18 protein-coding genes are annotated in these 16,314 nt (G+C 29.2%); 11 read left to right on the top strand and 7 right to left on the bottom strand.

Features of this window, described 5'->3' with window-relative positions:
- The first annotated feature begins 81 nt into the window (after positions 1 to 81).
- Genes L8V79_RS06870 through L8V79_RS06845 form a run of 6 tightly spaced genes read left to right on the top strand, consistent with a single transcriptional unit; the run spans position 82 to position 5,139 of the window.
- A complete protein-coding gene (locus tag L8V79_RS06870) occupies positions 82 to 822 on the top strand; it encodes a GNAT family N-acetyltransferase (RefSeq protein ID WP_263703035.1) in 741 nt (246 codons plus the stop codon).
- A gap of 15 nt (positions 823 to 837) precedes the next feature.
- Entirely contained in the window at positions 838 to 1,071 is a 234-nt protein-coding gene (locus L8V79_RS06865) for an acyl carrier protein (protein ID WP_263703034.1), read from the top strand.
- Positions 1,068 to 2,480 (top strand): hypothetical protein, encoded by a 1,413-nt coding sequence (locus tag L8V79_RS06860; RefSeq protein ID WP_263703032.1) that lies wholly within the window; start codon positions 1,068 to 1,070, stop codon positions 2,478 to 2,480. Before L8V79_RS06865 ends, L8V79_RS06860 begins: the two co-directional genes overlap by 4 nt.
- 13 nt (positions 2,481 to 2,493) lie before the next feature.
- Positions 2,494 to 3,594, top strand: coding sequence for a peptide chain release factor 2 (prfB, locus tag L8V79_RS06855; RefSeq protein WP_039642502.1), 1,101 nt, complete (start codon positions 2,494 to 2,496; stop codon positions 3,592 to 3,594).
- Positions 3,595 to 3,613: 19 nt separating this feature from the next.
- Positions 3,614 to 4,450, top strand: a complete 837-nt coding sequence (locus tag L8V79_RS06850; RefSeq protein WP_263678442.1) for a universal stress protein — start codon at positions 3,614 to 3,616, stop codon at positions 4,448 to 4,450.
- Entirely contained in the window at positions 4,450 to 5,139 is a 690-nt protein-coding gene (locus L8V79_RS06845) for an ion channel (RefSeq protein ID WP_263703029.1), read from the top strand. Before L8V79_RS06850 ends, L8V79_RS06845 begins: the two co-directional genes overlap by 1 nt.
- Before the next feature lie 12 nt (positions 5,140 to 5,151).
- On the opposite strand, the gene L8V79_RS06840 is transcribed toward L8V79_RS06845, so the two are convergent.
- Positions 5,152 to 5,754 carry a BspA family leucine-rich repeat surface protein gene (locus L8V79_RS06840; RefSeq protein ID WP_263703027.1) on the bottom strand — a complete coding sequence of 201 codons (603 nt, stop codon included), beginning with the start codon at positions 5,752 to 5,754 and terminating at the stop codon, positions 5,152 to 5,154.
- Between the two features lie 126 nt (positions 5,755 to 5,880).
- Positions 5,881 to 6,918 (bottom strand): YeiH family protein, encoded by a 1,038-nt coding sequence (locus tag L8V79_RS06835; RefSeq protein WP_263663615.1) that lies wholly within the window; start codon positions 6,916 to 6,918, stop codon positions 5,881 to 5,883.
- Between the two features lie 106 nt (positions 6,919 to 7,024).
- Between L8V79_RS06835 and L8V79_RS06830 the strand changes: the two genes are divergently transcribed.
- Positions 7,025 to 7,888 (top strand): LysR family transcriptional regulator, encoded by an 864-nt coding sequence (locus L8V79_RS06830; RefSeq protein WP_263703026.1) that lies wholly within the window; start codon positions 7,025 to 7,027, stop codon positions 7,886 to 7,888.
- Here L8V79_RS06830 and murD read toward each other — a convergent pair.
- Positions 7,880 to 9,079 carry a UDP-N-acetylmuramoyl-L-alanine--D-glutamate ligase gene (gene murD, locus L8V79_RS06825; RefSeq protein WP_263703024.1) on the bottom strand — a complete coding sequence of 400 codons (1,200 nt, stop codon included), beginning with the start codon at positions 9,077 to 9,079 and terminating at the stop codon, positions 7,880 to 7,882. The genes L8V79_RS06830 and murD overlap by 9 nt on opposite strands.
- Positions 9,079 to 10,137, bottom strand: coding sequence for a phospho-N-acetylmuramoyl-pentapeptide-transferase (gene mraY, locus L8V79_RS06820; protein WP_039627906.1), 1,059 nt, complete (start codon positions 10,135 to 10,137; stop codon positions 9,079 to 9,081). The genes murD and mraY overlap by 1 nt, the downstream gene beginning before the upstream one ends.
- A gap of 78 nt (positions 10,138 to 10,215) precedes the next feature.
- Between mraY and gpmI the strand changes: the two genes are divergently transcribed.
- The gene (gpmI, locus tag L8V79_RS06815; RefSeq protein WP_263703022.1) at positions 10,216 to 11,694 is read left to right on the top strand and encodes a 2,3-bisphosphoglycerate-independent phosphoglycerate mutase; all 1,479 of its coding nucleotides are present in this window, start codon (positions 10,216 to 10,218) and stop codon (positions 11,692 to 11,694) included.
- A gap of 14 nt (positions 11,695 to 11,708) precedes the next feature.
- A complete protein-coding gene (gene fabG, locus L8V79_RS06810) occupies positions 11,709 to 12,452 on the top strand; it encodes a 3-oxoacyl-ACP reductase FabG (protein WP_263703020.1) in 744 nt (247 codons plus the stop codon).
- A gap of 8 nt (positions 12,453 to 12,460) precedes the next feature.
- On the opposite strand, the gene acpS is transcribed toward fabG, so the two are convergent.
- From acpS to L8V79_RS06795, 3 genes are all read right to left on the bottom strand, one after another.
- Positions 12,461 to 12,817: a holo-ACP synthase gene (gene acpS, locus L8V79_RS06805; RefSeq protein WP_263682635.1), complete on the bottom strand. Its 357-nt coding sequence runs from the start codon at positions 12,815 to 12,817 to the stop codon at positions 12,461 to 12,463.
- Positions 12,817 to 13,362 carry a flagellar basal body-associated protein FliL gene (gene fliL, locus L8V79_RS06800; RefSeq protein ID WP_404842191.1) on the bottom strand — a complete coding sequence of 182 codons (546 nt, stop codon included), beginning with the start codon at positions 13,360 to 13,362 and terminating at the stop codon, positions 12,817 to 12,819. Before fliL ends, acpS begins: the two co-directional genes overlap by 1 nt.
- Positions 13,363 to 13,426: 64 nt before the next feature.
- Positions 13,427 to 14,065 carry a transcriptional regulator gene (locus tag L8V79_RS06795; RefSeq protein WP_263682637.1) on the bottom strand — a complete coding sequence of 213 codons (639 nt, stop codon included), beginning with the start codon at positions 14,063 to 14,065 and terminating at the stop codon, positions 13,427 to 13,429.
- Positions 14,066 to 14,309: 244 nt separating this feature from the next.
- Here L8V79_RS06795 and L8V79_RS06790 point away from each other — a divergent pair, with 244 nt between their 5' ends.
- Complete coding sequence (locus L8V79_RS06790; RefSeq protein ID WP_263703016.1) at positions 14,310 to 15,734, top strand: catalase; 1,425 nt, start codon at positions 14,310 to 14,312, stop codon at positions 15,732 to 15,734.
- A gap of 52 nt (positions 15,735 to 15,786) precedes the next feature.
- Entirely contained in the window at positions 15,787 to 16,257 is a 471-nt protein-coding gene (locus L8V79_RS06785; protein ID WP_263703014.1) for an ankyrin repeat domain-containing protein, read from the top strand.
- The last annotated feature ends 57 nt before the right edge of the window (positions 16,258 to 16,314 follow it).

Here is a 16,314-nt window from a genome sequence, read left to right as displayed (position 1 = left end):
CTTACATGATACCTAAGAAATTTGTTAAAATAGAACAATTTATTTTAAATGCAAATGGGAAAATTGATAGGAAGGTTTTGAGTGGAATGGCTTGAAAGATTAAGAATAGCATATAATAATCGAGAATTTTTATTACACAATTGCTATGAAAGTATTGATAATCTTGTAAATAGAATAGGTGAAGATAAAATCGACATTGAATGTAAAGGTGAAAATTTTTTCTTATATGATAAAAATATATTATATTATTTTATCAGAGATTTCTCTAATGTTGATATAAAAAGAGGTTGTTATATATATTTAATTAATTACCATAACAAATATTTTTCTAAACATGAAAATTTCTTATTTTGCCACAAGGCAATACTTTTAAACATTTTTCAGCAAATGGAGTTGGAAAACGTAAATGAGAAGTGTAAACAATTTGATTTTATAAAACAAACATATATTGATGAAATAGAGGAGGTTTATTATTTTTTTATAAAATATTTTCCAATTACTGTTGGTGAATTTATTAGCTATGATGAATTTAAATCAAAATATGAGAATTTATTGATATATAAAGAAGATGATCGTATTAAAGGTGCTTTATTATATAGTTCTTTGAAAAACTATGCTCTTATAAATCACCTTGCAGTTGATAGAAATTTAAAATGTAATAATGTAGCCTATGCTCTAGTTAACCATTTTTTTAAAAATAATCAAGATAAAAATTTTTATAGATTATTTGTAGACATTAAGAATGAGCACGCTATTAAATTTTATAAAAGATTAAATTTTGATTTTAATAATATACAATATAGATTGTACAAAATAAACTAAAAAAGGAGATAAAAAATGAAAACAGTTAAGTATTTTTTTGAAAAAATTGGCAGAAATGATATAAATGAAACAATGGATAATTTAATTGAAGATGGGATTATAGATAGTATTGAAATTATGAATCTCATACAAGAAATAGAAACCTATTATGAGATATTTATTGACTTTGATTATATAAGTCCGGAGCACCTTAGAAATTTCCAGACGATTAAGAATATGATAGAAGAGGTGTTAAAGAATAATTCATGAAAAAAAAGAATGTAGTATGTTTTGGTAGTTGTGATATGTATCCAACTTATGGTTTTGTTGGAGGTATGAGAGAGTATGGATCCAAGGTGATTAGTTTCGGAGAATCTAACAATGATATATTTTCTCAGTTATACCATCTTATTAGAAAAGAAAATCAGCAAGTCATTAACAAAGCGGATTTGATAGTTGTTGGCATTGGTGGAGTTTTTAAGGAAAATGTTGATTTTTATATTTCATTATATAAGTTATTTTATGAAAAATTATGGAATTTACAAAAAAAAATATTAGTTGTTATTATGCCACATGCGGAAACTATAGATGGTGCATATGGATGGTTTCATCATCATCAATGTGAATATTATGGTTTTAATGTGATTGATATTAAAAGTTTTTTAAAACAAAGGAAATTAGATGAATTTTATATGAACTATTATGACTGGCAGCATCCATTTTATAGCTTCATGAGTGGTATATCAAAAAGGGTTTTAAAGAACTATGATAAATTATGTGTGCCTAAGAAAAACATAAACTCTTTATATGAAAATATAGAATTAGAAATTCTTTCAATAAAAGAAATGGTACAGGGTGATTTTGATTTTAAGAAGGTTAGAACTTTTACACAGTATGAGGATGTGTGTAAATTTAAAGTAGGTGAGAAAATAAAAATTCCTGTTAAGTATTGTGGTTTTAGTATGATTGGGATTCATAGTTTTAATGGGGTTTTTTCTAAAGGATATCAGGGTTTGAGTTTATTATGCAACAATAAAGGTAATTTTGCTATTGTTCAGCTTCCTAATAACTATGTTACTCCAATTTTATATGATTTTGTTATTGACAATGAGAGTTACCTTTTAAATAGTGATAATAAGAAATTTCAATTATTACCTAGTGAGCATCAATATAATGGTGTATGTGAGTTGGGTTTGGTCGCTTTTGTATTTGCAAAAAATATAGATGTAATTATAAAAAATAACGATTTTTATAATAAAGAAGTAAATATTTCTAGTCAATATAATTTTTCATACCTGCTAGAATTTCTTGAAGAGGGTAAGAAATTTATTGAAGATTATAATAAAAAACAAAACCAAGAAGATTATAAATATTATGAATTAGGAAGAGCTTTAATGGTAAATTCTCATTCGTTTTTTGAATACATAAAATTACCTTTAGTGATGTTGAGTGTTAATATAATGCGCAAACAAAGTATAAAAATAAAAAATACTATTTTTAAAGATATGTTTCTGGTTTATAAATTTAAGGAAAAAGAACTGAAATATAATATAAGATATATTATAGAGTTGGGTAGGGCTTACACAAAATATAAAAAATTTTATTATTTTGGATGGAGATGGGTAAAGTTATATTTTAAATCAAAAAAACTAAGAAAAAAATACGATAAGCAAAATTAGAAAGAAAATTTTTATGGATAATTACGAATACAGTGAACTTTTAAAAAAATTAAAAAACAAAGTTGGAAATATCGCTTCTATCATTAAGCCTGAAGAGATAAAAGCAAGATTAAAAGAAATAGAAAATTTAGAAAATTCCCCTTCCTTTTGGAGTGATGTAAAGCAAGCAGGCATTATAGGTAAAGAAAAAACTAAAATTTCAAATTTGCTTAAAAATTATGAAAATGCAAATAATGCTTTAAATGATGCTAGCGAGCTTTTTGATCTAGCTAATAGTGAAAATGACTTAGATACTATAGAAGCTTTATTTGAAGATGCAAACAAGCTAGAAGATCTTATTGTAAATCTTGAAATTTCTATGCTTTTAAGCGGGGAAAATGATGGTAAAAATGCTATAGTTTCCATTCACCCAGGAGCAGGCGGAACGGAGAGTAATGACTGGGCTAGCATGCTTTATAGGATGTATTTGAGATTTTGTGAAAGAGAAGGTTTTAAAGTAGAAACACTTGACTTTCAAGAAGGCGAAGAAGCAGGGCTTAAAGATGTTAGCTTTTTAGTAAAAGGTGAAAATGCTTATGGGTATTTAAAAGCTGAAAATGGCATTCATCGTTTAGTAAGAACTTCTCCTTTTGATAGTGCGGGGCGTCGCCATACGAGTTTTTCTAGTGTGATGGTTTCACCTGAACTTGATGATGATATAGAAATAGAAATTGAAGAAAAAGATATAAGGATTGATTATTATAGAGCAAGCGGAGCAGGTGGACAGCATGTTAATAAAACTGAATCAGCAGTGCGTATAACTCATATGCCAAGTGGTATAGTAGTGCAATGTCAAAACGATAGAAGCCAACACAAAAACAAAGCCACAGCCTTTAAAATGTTAAAATCACGCCTTTATGAGCTTGAACTTATGAAACAACAAGATGAAGCAAATTCAAGCGAAAAAAGTGAGATAGGCTGGGGTCATCAAATCCGCTCTTATGTGCTTTTTCCTTATCAACAGGTTAAAGACACGCGCTCAAATGAAGCTTTTTCGCAAGTTGATAATATCTTAGATGGGGATATTAAAAAAATTATAGAAGGTGTTTTAATAGCACAAAAAGCACAAGATTAATACTACAAAAGGATATTAAATGGAAAAAATTCTAGTTTGTGTGGATGTTTTAGAGCCTTGTAGGGAAAGTTTGCATTATGGGGTGTATTTAGCTAAAAAACTAGATTTACCTTTAATGTTTTTATATACAATAGAACCAAATTTTACTAATGCTGAATTAGCTTGTAGTTTTGGCATAGGTGCTAGTGGGTGTGTGATTGAAGATTTAGTAGAAGAGCAAAGCCAAAAAAATGAAAATCTTTGTAAAAAAGGGCAAAGAATTTTAGAAGAATTTTGTGCTTATGCAAAAGAACAAGGCGTAAAAGAATGCTTTAGTGTGCAAAGAGATGGAGACTTAGAAGAAGTTTTAAAAGAATACAATGATCAAATAAGATTAGCCATAGCAGGTTTAAAAGGCGGAGGTAAAAAAAATAAAATAGGTATTCATACAGAAGAACTAGTAAGAGCTTTAAATGTGCCTATTTTGCTTGTAAATTCTGCTTTTAAAGAGATTAAAAGTGTGATGATGGCTTATGATGGGAGTAATTTGGCTAAAAAGGCTATAGAACAAGCCATTAAAAGACCTATTTTTAAAGAAGCAAAACGTTATGTGGTAAATGTATCTAAAGATGAAAAAGCTTCTTATGAGTTATTAACTCAAGTAAGTCAAATTTTTAAAGAAGCAAATTTAAATGTGCAAACTCAGCATTTAAATGGAGAGATTACTCAGGCTTTATTTGATTTTGGTGAGCAAAATGATATAGATTTATTGATTATGGGAGCTTATTCACATCACTGGTTAAAAAGTATTTTATTTGGTAGTTTGACAAATGATATTTTAACTAAGGCTAAAAAACCTTTATTACTGATTCGCTAATGTTGTACCATAGACTTTTAAATCATTATATTAGCATTTATCACAAAAGCACCAAACAATTTCTTTTTGTTTGGACTTTACTTGCTATGGTGCCTTTGTTTTGTAGTTTTTTATTTGATGAACTTGCTATTTATGCAACAGGTAAAATTACTTCTGAAATTTTATTTTTAATTTTAAATATTATTCCTATTATGGTGGCTGTAGCATTGATGGTTTTTTTGCTTATTAGTATTTGGGCTGCTTTTAGTGGAAAGATTAATATTAAAGAAAAATTTTTTATTATTTTATATGCATATGTTTTGATATGGTTTGCGTATGGGAATTTGTATTATTTTTCTTGTGATGTAGATAATTATAATAGAATGTTAATTGCTACTCAAAAAAATGAAAATTTAGATATTGCGGATTTGCAAGAAAAAGTTATAGAAGTGCAATTTCAAACACCTATAAGAGGAATTCATAATTTTTGGTCTTTAAATGATGAGTTAAAACCTCAAATTCAAAATAGAATAAAAGGTTTGGTTGATTGTTATTATTTTAGCGGAGTTACTATGCTAACGATAGGCTTTGGTGATGTAACGCCGATTAGTTCTTTGCTAAGATTATTTAGCGTATTTCAAGGATTTTTAGGGCAGGTTATTGTTGTGATTGCTATGGGACTTTGGATTAATCAAGTAGGTAAGCAATAGCTTACCTTGTGATTAATGTTTTATAGCATATTTATTTTGTATTTCTTCATGTCCTAGTATTTTTTGGATATTGCAATTTTTATCAATATCTAATTTTTTAACATCATAGTGAAAATTAGTACAATTATGCAATAAAAATGCCATTGTTTTAGCATTATGTACATCCCATCTTGACAAATCTTGATCAAATTGTTTGCAATTTTCAAACATATGTGCCATTGTAATGGCATTATGCACATCCCAATTTTCTACTTTATGGTTAAATTTAAGACAATTACAAAACATATATTTAGTATCTTTTACATTTGACATATTCCAATAAGATAAGTCTTGATCAAAAGATTCACAATCAAAAAACATTCCTTCCATGTTTTCAACATTTTTAACATTCCATTTAGAAATATCATGATTAAAGCTTTTGCAGCAATAAAACATATAAGACATATCTTTAACATTTGATACATCCCATTTTTCTATACCATCAAAGTTAGTTCTAGTGGAATAATAGAATAAATAAGACATATCCGTAATTAAGCTTACATCGATTTCATCTAAGGCAATAAGCTCTTCTCTAACAAGAGCAACTAATTCACATTTAGTTTTAGGCGTAAACATGTTAGCTCCTTTTTGGATGTTTATTACAATATAATTATAATATTATTTAAATATAAAGTAGAAAAAATAAATATTAAATTAATAAAAAAGTATAAAATACTATAATATGTTTCATTATGAAACATATTATAAATTTAATAGGAAAATTAAGCTAATTGATATAAAGATTAACCATATAAAAAGCAACAATGCCATTAAAAATGGTTTAAAACCTGCATTTTTTAAAACATTTTTATGGATATTCACTCCCAAAGCTACCATGGCCATAGAAAGTAAAAGCGTGTCTATGGTTTGTATGCTTGGTTTTATATAATTAAGCGCAAAATCTGTATTTAATATTTCAAGTGAGCTAATACCACAAGCAAGTAAAAACCACAAAGCAAAATAAGGAATATTTGCTTTAATGGAAATTTTTTCATTATTTTTGTTTAGAAATTTCAATGAAAAAAGACCTAAGAAAATCAAAAAAGGCACTAGCATTAAAACACGCATCATTTTTTCTATGACAGCACCATCTCCTGCTTGCACAGCTTCACCTGCTGCAACAGCATGTGCAACTTCATGCAAGCTTGCTCCCATGAAATACCCCATTTGCTTTAAACTAAAAAAATCAAACCAGCCTAAATTCCAAGCCAAAGGATATAAAAACATCCCCAAAGTTCCAAACACAACCACAGTGCAAACTGCCACGCCAACTTTAGCAGAGCCACCTTTAACAATGCTTTCACTAGCCATCACAGCAGCTGCTCCACAAATGCTTGAGCCACTACTTATAAGTATGCTTTCTTTAAGATCAAGTTTAAATAATTTTCCCAGTAAAAGTCCCATAAAAAAGGTAGAAAATACCACTAAAAATGCTAGCAAAATCCCATTTAATCCAACTTTTTCTAAATCATTAAAAGTAATTCTAAAACCATAAAGTATAATCCCAAGTCTTAAAATTTCTTTTGTTGCTATGCCTAAAACTCCTGATTTTTTGAGTAAATTTGCATTTTGATGTGCTAAATTTCCTATTAAAGCTCCCAAAATCACAGCTACGATTAAAGCTGAAATTCCAAGATTTTTAAAAAAATTAAGCTCAGAAATAGCAAAAGCACAAAAAGCAAGAGTAAAAAGCAGTAAAAAAGCTTCAAATTTTCTATGTTTATATATATTTTTATGCATGAGTTTTCCTTTTTTTGTTTTTTTGTAATCTTAATGATTTTTTTGTGATAAGTAAAATTAATTTTATTTGATATAATGATTAAAAATATTTATCAAAAGAGTACTTATGACTTTTAAACAAATAAAATATTTTCAAGCCTTGTGTAGAAATTTAAACTTAAGAGCTTGTGCTAAAGAATTAAATATAACCCAATCTGCTTTGTCTTTAGCTATATTTGAACTTGAAAAAAGTTTAAACACCAAGCTTTTTGATAGAAATGCTAAATTTTTAAGTTTAAATGAAAAAGGAAAGGTTTTTTTAAAACAAATCGCTCCTTTAATTTTAGAATTTGAGCGCATTGAAAAAGCAATGCAAGATGATCAAAGCTATGAAATAAGTATGAAAGTTAGTCAAAATGTAGGCACTTATTTACTAGGATCTTTCTTAGATCAAAAGGCAGAAAATATCAAATTAAATTTGTCTTTGGATAATAGCCAAAATATCATCAAAGATATTTTAGATAAAGAAATAGATATAGGTTTGATTGAAGGGATTTGCAAAGATAAGGATATAAGAAAGATTAAAATTTGTGATGATGAGCTTATTGTGGTGAGTAAAAATGACTTCAAAAAAGAATTTTTTATAGATGAGTTAAAGGATTTTAAATGGCTAAGTCGTGAGCAAGGTTCAGGTGCAAAAGAAGTATTTTTAAGTGCTTTACCTAAAGATGTAAAGCTTAATTTAGTCTATGAGCTAAACTCAACTGCTATGATAAAAGAGTTAGTTAAAAAAGGTGATTTTTTAGCAGTTTTACCTAAATTTAGCGTCAATGAAGAGCTTGAAGCTAAAAGCCTATTTGAAGTGAGATTAAAAAATTTTAAAATTTCAAGAGAGCTTTGTTTGATTTATCATAAAAATAAAGAGCCAAGCAAGAAATTTATAAATTTATGTGAGTTTTTAAAACTTTGCATTCAAAAAGATTTAGTTTAGTTCTTGAACGCATTTTTTAAAAAGCTCCCCTCTTTCTTCATAGGATTTAAACTGATCTAAGCTCGCACAAGCAGGGCTTAGCAGGGCTACTTCATCATTAGTTAGATTTTGATTGATTTTTTCTACTGCTTTAGGTAAAAACTCACAAAAATGTGCTTTTAAATTAGCATTTTTAGCGTATTCAAGCATTTTATTAGTGCTTTTTCCTATGGCATAAAGCTCTATATTAAGCTCTTTCATAAAAGCAAATAAAGCACTTAAATCCACTCCCTTATCATCCCCACCTATGATAAGATGAATTTTTTTATCCTTATAGCGTTTAAGAGCAGCTAAACTTGCATCCAGATTAGTCGCTTTAGTATCATTTACCCAAAGTCTATTTTTATGATCAAATATTTCTTCAAGTTTATTTTTTTCTATTTTAAACTCGTTTAAAAGCTCATAAGAACAACGATCTAGTATGATTTTTTCTATACTTAAGGCAATAAGTGCATCAAGTAAAAATGGAGTTTTAAAATGAATTTTTTCTAAGTCAATTTGCATTTTTTTAGCTAAATCTTGCTCATCTTCATAGCTTATAACATAAGCATGGGTTGGATGAGCCTCATATTTTTTAGGTAAAATCACCACATCATTTTCATTCATTCTTTCAAGCACGCTAAGCTTTGCTTGTTCATAATTTTCAAAGCTTTTGTGCCAAGAAAGATGATCAGGTGTGATAGGTAAAAGCGCATAAATTTCAGGTTTAGCTATTTTGGTGTAAAAAAGTGAAAAAGATGAGCTTTCTAAAATCCATAATTTAGCACTAATATCCATTTGTGCTAAAGGAGTTCCTATATTTGCTCCCATTTGTGCGTTAATGTGTTTTAAAAGATGATGTGTCATTTGAGTGGTAGTGGTTTTGCCATTTGTTCCGCTTATCCAAACACTTTTTGGCATGCCATCGTAAAAAAAATCATACTCGCTACTTAAATTTCTTGCTTGCTGTATGAGAAGATGATCACTTGGAAAGCCAGGGCTTGGAATTTCTAAGTCACTTTTTAAAGGATCAAATTTACAAGGTGGTAAAAGTGTATTGCCAAATTCATCTTTACTTATACTTGTAAAATGATCATCATAAATATCGCAATTTCCAAAACGCTGCGCAAAAGCTTTGGTTGTTTTTCCGTATCCAAAAAGTGAAATTTTCATTATCTTAACTTTATACTAATTAATGCAATGATATTTGCAAGTAAGGCTATCATCCAAAAACGCACGATGATTTTATTTTCTACCCAGCCTATTTTTTCAAAATGATGATGAATAGGTGCCATTTTAAATACTCTTTTATTAAAGATTTTAAAACTTCCTACTTGCAAGATCACTGAAATGGTTTCTAAAACAAATACAAAACCTATCAGTAAAAGTAAAATTTCATTTTTACTTACTATACCAAGATAGCCTAAAAATGCCCCTATGCTTAAACTCCCACTATCTCCCATAAAAACTTGCGCAGGATAGCAGTTATACCACAAAAATCCCATAAGAGCACCAACTAAAGCCGAGCTTAGCACTACAAGTTCTCCTAAACCTTGAATTTTAGGTAAAAATAAATAAGAACTATAAATAGCATTTCCACTCAAATATAAAAAAGCACCAAGGCTTAAAAGAGAAAATATAGAAGGCACAGTTGCAAGACCATCAAGTCCATCGGTTAAATTCACAGCATTAGAGCTTGAAACAATAACTAAAATCCATAAAAACAACATAAACACACCACCATCAAATAGAGCATGTTTGTAAAAAGGTAAGTAAAATTCAGTATTTATATCAAATAAATATAATAATCCAACACAGATAAAAGCAGCGCTAAATTGCCCTAGTAGTTTCATTTTTGGACTTAATCCTGCGTGATTGTCTTTTTTTAAAATTTTCCCTAAATCATCCACTAAACCTATAGTGCAAAATAATACCAAACACAATAATCCAACGATTACAAAACTATTATTTAAATCAGCGCTTAAAACACTTGCTATGATAGTAGCAAAGATAAAAACAAGTCCACCCATAGTAGGGGTATGAGATTTGGCTTGGTGTGATTGTGGAGCGTATTCATAAATAGGTTGATTTGCTTTTTTATTTTGAGCCCATTTGATAAATTTTGGCATTAAATACAAACTCAAAAATAAAGCGATAAAAAATGCAAAACCAGCACGCACGCTAATATAAGAAAAAAACATATAATTTGTATATTCTGTAAGATAAAGCAAAATTTTAACCTTGTATTTGTTTTTTAAAAGCATAATTTTAGTAAAATCACATAAATAAATTATAAAAAAGAGTAAAAAATGAGTCAAAAATGTATTTTGATAATCACAGATGGTATAGGACATAATACAAATTCAAACTATAATGCTTTTTTTCATGCTAAAAAGCCAACTTATGATAAGCTTTTTGAAAATACCCCTAATGTTTTGATAAAAACAAGTGGTTTGGCAGTTGGCTTACCTGAAGGTCAAATGGGTAATAGCGAAGTAGGGCATATGTGTATAGGTAGCGGACGCATAATCTATCAAAATTTAGTCAAGATAAATAAAGCCATAGAAAATGATACTTTAAAAGATAATAAGGCTTTAAAAGATTTATTGCAAAAATGCAAAAGAGTGCATATTATAGGGCTTTATAGTGATGGCGGGGTGCATTCTATGCATACACATTTTAATGCACTTTTAAAAATTTGTAAGCAAGAAAATAAAGAAGTTTTTGCACATGCAATTAGTGATGGTAGAGATTGTCCTCCAAATTCAGGTTTAGAATTTATAAAATCTTTACAGGAATTTTGCGGAAAAGAAGGGGTTAATTTTGCTTCTTTATCGGGAAGATTTTATGCTATGGATAGAGATAAGCGCTATGATAGGGTTAAGTCTTATTATGATGCTTTATTTGCTAAGGCACAAAAGTGTGATGATTTTGTGCAATTTATACAAAAAAGCTATGATGAAAATATCACAGATGAGTTTTTAACCCCAGTTATTAGTCAAAACTTTGATGGAATTAAGGCTGAAGATGGTGTGATTTTTATCAATTTTAGAAATGATAGAATGCGTCAATTAGTTGCTTCTTTAACCCAAGAAAGTTTTAATGAATTTCCAAAAGAAGTACTTGTAAAAAATGCTATTACTATGAGTTTGTATGATGAGAGTTTTAAACTGCCTGTGATGTTTGAAAAAGAAGAATTAAATAATACCTTAGCTTCTGTGATAGCTAATGCAAATTTAAGCCAACTTCACACAGCTGAGACAGAAAAATACGCTCATGTAACCTTTTTCTTTAATGGAGGAAAAGAAGAATTAGAGTGTAATGAAACAAGAGTTTTAATCCCAAGTCCTAAGGTAAAAACATATGATGAAAAGCCTCAAATGAGTGCTAAAGAAGTCGCAGATGAAGTGATTAAGGGTATAGAAAATGGTATGGATTTTATCGTAGTAAATTTTGCAAATGGTGATATGGTAGGACATACGGGTGATTTTGAAGCTGCGATTAGTGCGGTTGAATGTGTGGATGAGTGTTTGGGTAGGGTTATTGCTAAAGCAAGGGAGCATGATTATGCTTTTATTATTACTTCAGATCATGGAAATTGTGAAGCAATGAGGGATGAAAAAGAAAATATGCTCACTAACCACACAACCTTTGATGTTTTTGCTTTTGTGGAAGCTAAAGGAGTAGAAAAGCTTAAAGAAGGCATGGGGCTTAGTAATATAGCACCAAGTGTGCTTAAAATTTTAAACTTGCCTATCCCAAAAGAAATGGATGAGGCTTTATTTTAATTTAAAGGAGAACAATGAAATTTAGTGGAAAAAATGTTTTAATAACAGGTGCAAGTAAAGGTATAGGTGCAGCAATAGCTAAAGAATTAGCAAGTCATGGTTTAAAAGTTTGGATTAATTATAGAAGTAAACCTGAACTTGCTGATGCGTTAAAAGAAGAGATAGAAAAAAGTGGTGGCACTGCAGCTGTGATTAAATTTGATGCAAGTGTTGAAGAAGAATTTATCAGTGCTATTGCAACTATAGTAGAAAGTGATGGTGAGCTTAGTTACTTAGTTAATAATGCAGGTATTACTAATGATAAACTAGCGCTTAGAATGAGCATGGATGATTTTTCTTCAGTGATTAATGCTAATTTAAATTCAAGCTTTTTAGGTTGTAGAGAGGCATTAAAAACTATGAGTAAAAAGCGTTTTGGCGCGGTTGTAAATATCGCTTCTATAGTTGGAGAAATGGGAAATGCAGGCCAAACTAATTATAGTGCTAGCAAAGGCGGTATGATAGCACTAACAAAATCTTTTGCTAAAGAAGGCGCAGCAAGAAATATAAGATATAACTGTATTACCCCAGGTTTCATAAAAAGTGATATGACTGAAGTTTTAAGTGATGAAATAAAACAAAATTATATTAACAATATCCCTTTAAAGCGTTTTGCAGATGCAAGCGAGGTAGCTCAAGCTGTGGCGTTTTTATTAAGTGATTATTCTTCTTATATCACAGGAGAAATTTTAAAAGTCAACGGTGGGCTTTATATGTAAGCAAGGTTTTAACCTTGCTTGGTTTCTATAGTCACTACTGCTATAGCAAAACCCCCATCATGTGCTACGCTTACACTTGCTGATTTGATTTTAAATTCTTGCATGACTTTTTGAGAAAAACTAATATGTGGGGCATTTTTATCATCTTTAGAGATGATGATGTCAAAAAAAGAACATTCTTTAGAAATTCCAACCCCCAAAGCCTTAGAAGCAGCTTCTTTAATAGCCCAAAATCCTGCTAGAGTGTTGGTATTTTTTATATAACTTTGCTCTTGCTTGGATAAAAATTTATCCAAGAAAAGCGTTTTATGTCTTTCATAAATTTTTTCTATGCGAGAGCATACAACTATGTCACAGCCTATCATTAAGATACTACAAAGTCAGTAAAATAAATATTTTTGATAAAACCATCAGTTAAAACCTCATTGATTTTACCAGTTAATTCATCTTTTAATCTTTCTTTGCCTTTTGTGGTGCTTACTTCTTCAAAGGTTTTTGAAGTTAAAGTTCTAATGATAATATCTCTAATAATAGCAACTTTTTTATCAAGTTCTGGGGTTAGAGTTTCAACATTTTGTTCAAGTTGAATGGTGCATTTTACATATCTTGATCCACCATCACTTAACAAATTTAGTGTAAAAGGTGCTAAAGGATACATCACTCCAATATTTGCATAATCACTTCCTCTAGCTGCTACTGCATTTGTTTTCTTAGGAGCTTGTGCAACTTGTGCGCTTTCTTCAGCTTGTGGAGCAGGATTTTCTTCAGAACCACCGCTAAACATTAAATAAGCAATCGCTCCTACAATCACAAGTAAAAATACAAATAAAAATACAACGATAATAATTACTAAAGTATTGCCACCTTTTTTCTTTGATTCGCCTTGTTCATCCATCATATCATCAGCCATATTTTTCCTTTTATAAAATTTAAAGTGTTATTGTATCAAAAATTACAATTTTTTTAAATTATGATTATTTAATCTTTTGTAAATGTCTATAAACACTAGGCTCAGAAATACCTAAAAGCTCAGCAACCTTAGGAATAACACCTTTTACATTAAACACACCTTTTTCATATAAACTAGCTATCATTTTTTGCTTTTCTTTTGGTTTTAAGCTTTTATTTTTAAAACTTTCTATATCCATACCCGAAATATCTTCGACAATTTCTTCTAAATCAAGTTTAATATATTCTTTATTTTCTTGCTCAGGACTTTCATAAGAATTATCATAAATATTTCCAAGATTTAAAATTTCATCAGAGATTTTTTTAAACGCTGAGGTATCATGATTAATACAAAGCAAACCTTCGAGTTTTTCATCTTTTTTAATAAAAAAAGTAGAGCCTGACATTACTTGTGAGCTTTTAGCTGAAGTTTTATAATGTGTTATATAATCACGCTCTAAATAGATTTTATTTTTAATCATTTCAATGGCAAAACCAGTTAGAGGTGAGTTTATAGTTCTTTTACTAATATGGTTATTAGCAATTTCTGCTATATTGGCTCCATCTTCGCTTACATCGTGCAATACTATTTCATAATTTCTACCCAAGGCTTCTGCAAGAAATTTAACTAATTTAATATAGTAAGTTCTTGTTTCTTTATCCATAAGCTCTCCTTTTTTTATTAATTTTGTAGTAAAAATATTTAAAATAAGAATGCTTATTCTTATTTTTTAACAATTTTATTACAAAATAAAAATATTTATGCTTAAAAAAAGATTATTTTTTTAAAAATAAGAATTTTATAATCATTTTTTAAATAATGATAATTTTTATCGTTTAATTTTATTTTAATAATATAGGAATATAATTTATCAAATAATAAAAATTATTATTTAAAAAGGAGACACAATGAAAAAACTAACAAATGATTTTGGAAATATCATAGCTGATAATCAAAATTCTCTAAGTGCAGGTGCTAAAGGTCCACTCTTAATGCAAGATTATATTTTGCTTGAAAAACTTGCTCATCAAAATAGAGAAAGAATTCCAGAAAGAACAGTACATGCAAAAGGAAGTGGTGCTTATGGAGAACTTAAAATTACTAAAGATATTTCTCAATATACTAAAGCAAAAGTTTTACAGCTTGGAGAAAACACGCCTTTATTTATAAGATTTTCAACCGTTGCAGGTGAAGCAGGTGCAGCTGATGCAGAAAGAGATGTAAGGGGTTTTGCGATTAAATTTTATACCAAAGAAGGAAATTGGGATTTAGTAGGTAATAATACTCCGACATTTTTTATAAGAGATGCATATAAATTTCCTGATTTTATCCATACTCAAAAAAGAGATCCAAGAACTCATTTAAGAAGTAATAATGCTGCATGGGATTTTTGGAGCCTTTGTCCTGAAAGCTTACACCAGGTTACTATTTTAATGAGCGATAGGGGAATTCCTGCAAGTTATCGTCATATGCATGGTTTTGGAAGTCACACTTATAGTTTAATTAATGATAAAAATGAAAGATTTTGGGTGAAATTTCATTTTAAAACCAAGCAAGGTATTAAAAATTTAACTAACGAAGAAGCGGCAAATTTAATAGCAAATGATAGAGAAAGTCATCAAAGAGATTTATATGAGGCTATTGAAAAAGGAGATTTTCCAAAATGGACTTTCCAAATTCAAGTTTTAAAAGAAGATGAAGCAGAAAAACTAGGTTTTAATCCTTTTGATTTAACTAAAGTTTGGCCACATAGTATTGTGCCTTTAATAGAAGTAGGCGAATTAGTACTTAATAAAAATGTACAAAATTACTTTAATGAAGTAGAACAAGCTGCATTTAGTCCAAGCAATATCGTTCCTGGTATTGGTTTTAGTCCTGATAAAATGTTGCAAGCTAGAATCTTTTCTTATCCTGATGCACACAGATACCGCATAGGAACAAATTATCATTTATTGCCAGTTAATCGTGCAAAAAGTGAAGTAAATACTTATAATGTAGCAGGAGCTATGAATTTTGACACTTATAAAAATGGTGCAGCTTACTATGAGCCAAATAGTTATGATGATAGTCCAAAAGAAGATAAAAGCTATCTTGAGCCTGACTTAGTACTTGAAGGTGGTGCGCAAAGATATACTCCACTTGATGATGATTTTTATACTCAACCAAGAGCCTTGTTTGATATAATGAACCAAGATCAAAAAGAGCAATTATTTAAAAATATCGCTACTTCTATGAGCGGGGTTGATGAAAAAATTATTGCTAGAGCATTAAGTCATTTTGAAAAAATTTCAAGTGAATATGCAAATGGCGTTAAAAAAGCTTTGAAAATGTAATTTTTACTTGCCACTTTAAAAGTGGCAAACTAAAGATTATAAAAGGAAAAATATGTTTAGCAATGAAGAAGAAAAAAGAATTCAAGAACTTTGTACTATGGCTTTTGATTACGCAAGAAAAAATGATTTGCAAAATTTAAAGATTATGATAGAAGCAGGTTTGAGTGTGAATTTAAAAAATCACAAAGGCGATAGTCTCTTAATGCTTGCAAGTTATCACAATGCTTATGAATGCGCTAAGTTTTTACTAGAAAATAATGCTAGAGTAGATGAGAAAAATGATAGAGGGCAAACTCCATTAGCAGGGGTGTGTTTTAAAGGGTATTTGCCTATGTGTAAGCTTTTGGTAGAATATGGGGCAAATATTGATGAAAACAACGGTCTTGGTATGACACCTTTTACTTTTGCACTAATGTTTGGGCATAGAGATCTAGTAGAATTTTTAACAAAGCATTCTAAAAAAAGTTTTCTTAAAAAAATAGCTTTTGCTGTGTTGAAAATTTTTAAAAGAAAGAAAAGTTAAACTCTTTGAAAAAATAAAAATTATAAAATTATCCTTTTATTTGTAAATAGAAGGATA

The sequence above is a fragment of the Campylobacter sp. IFREMER_LSEM_CL2194 genome, assembly GCF_025771685.1.
Taxonomy (GTDB): Bacteria; Campylobacterota; Campylobacteria; order Campylobacterales; family Campylobacteraceae; genus Campylobacter_D.
Note: the sequence above shows the minus strand (reverse complement) of the source record. Positions and strands in the feature narration are given on the sequence as shown.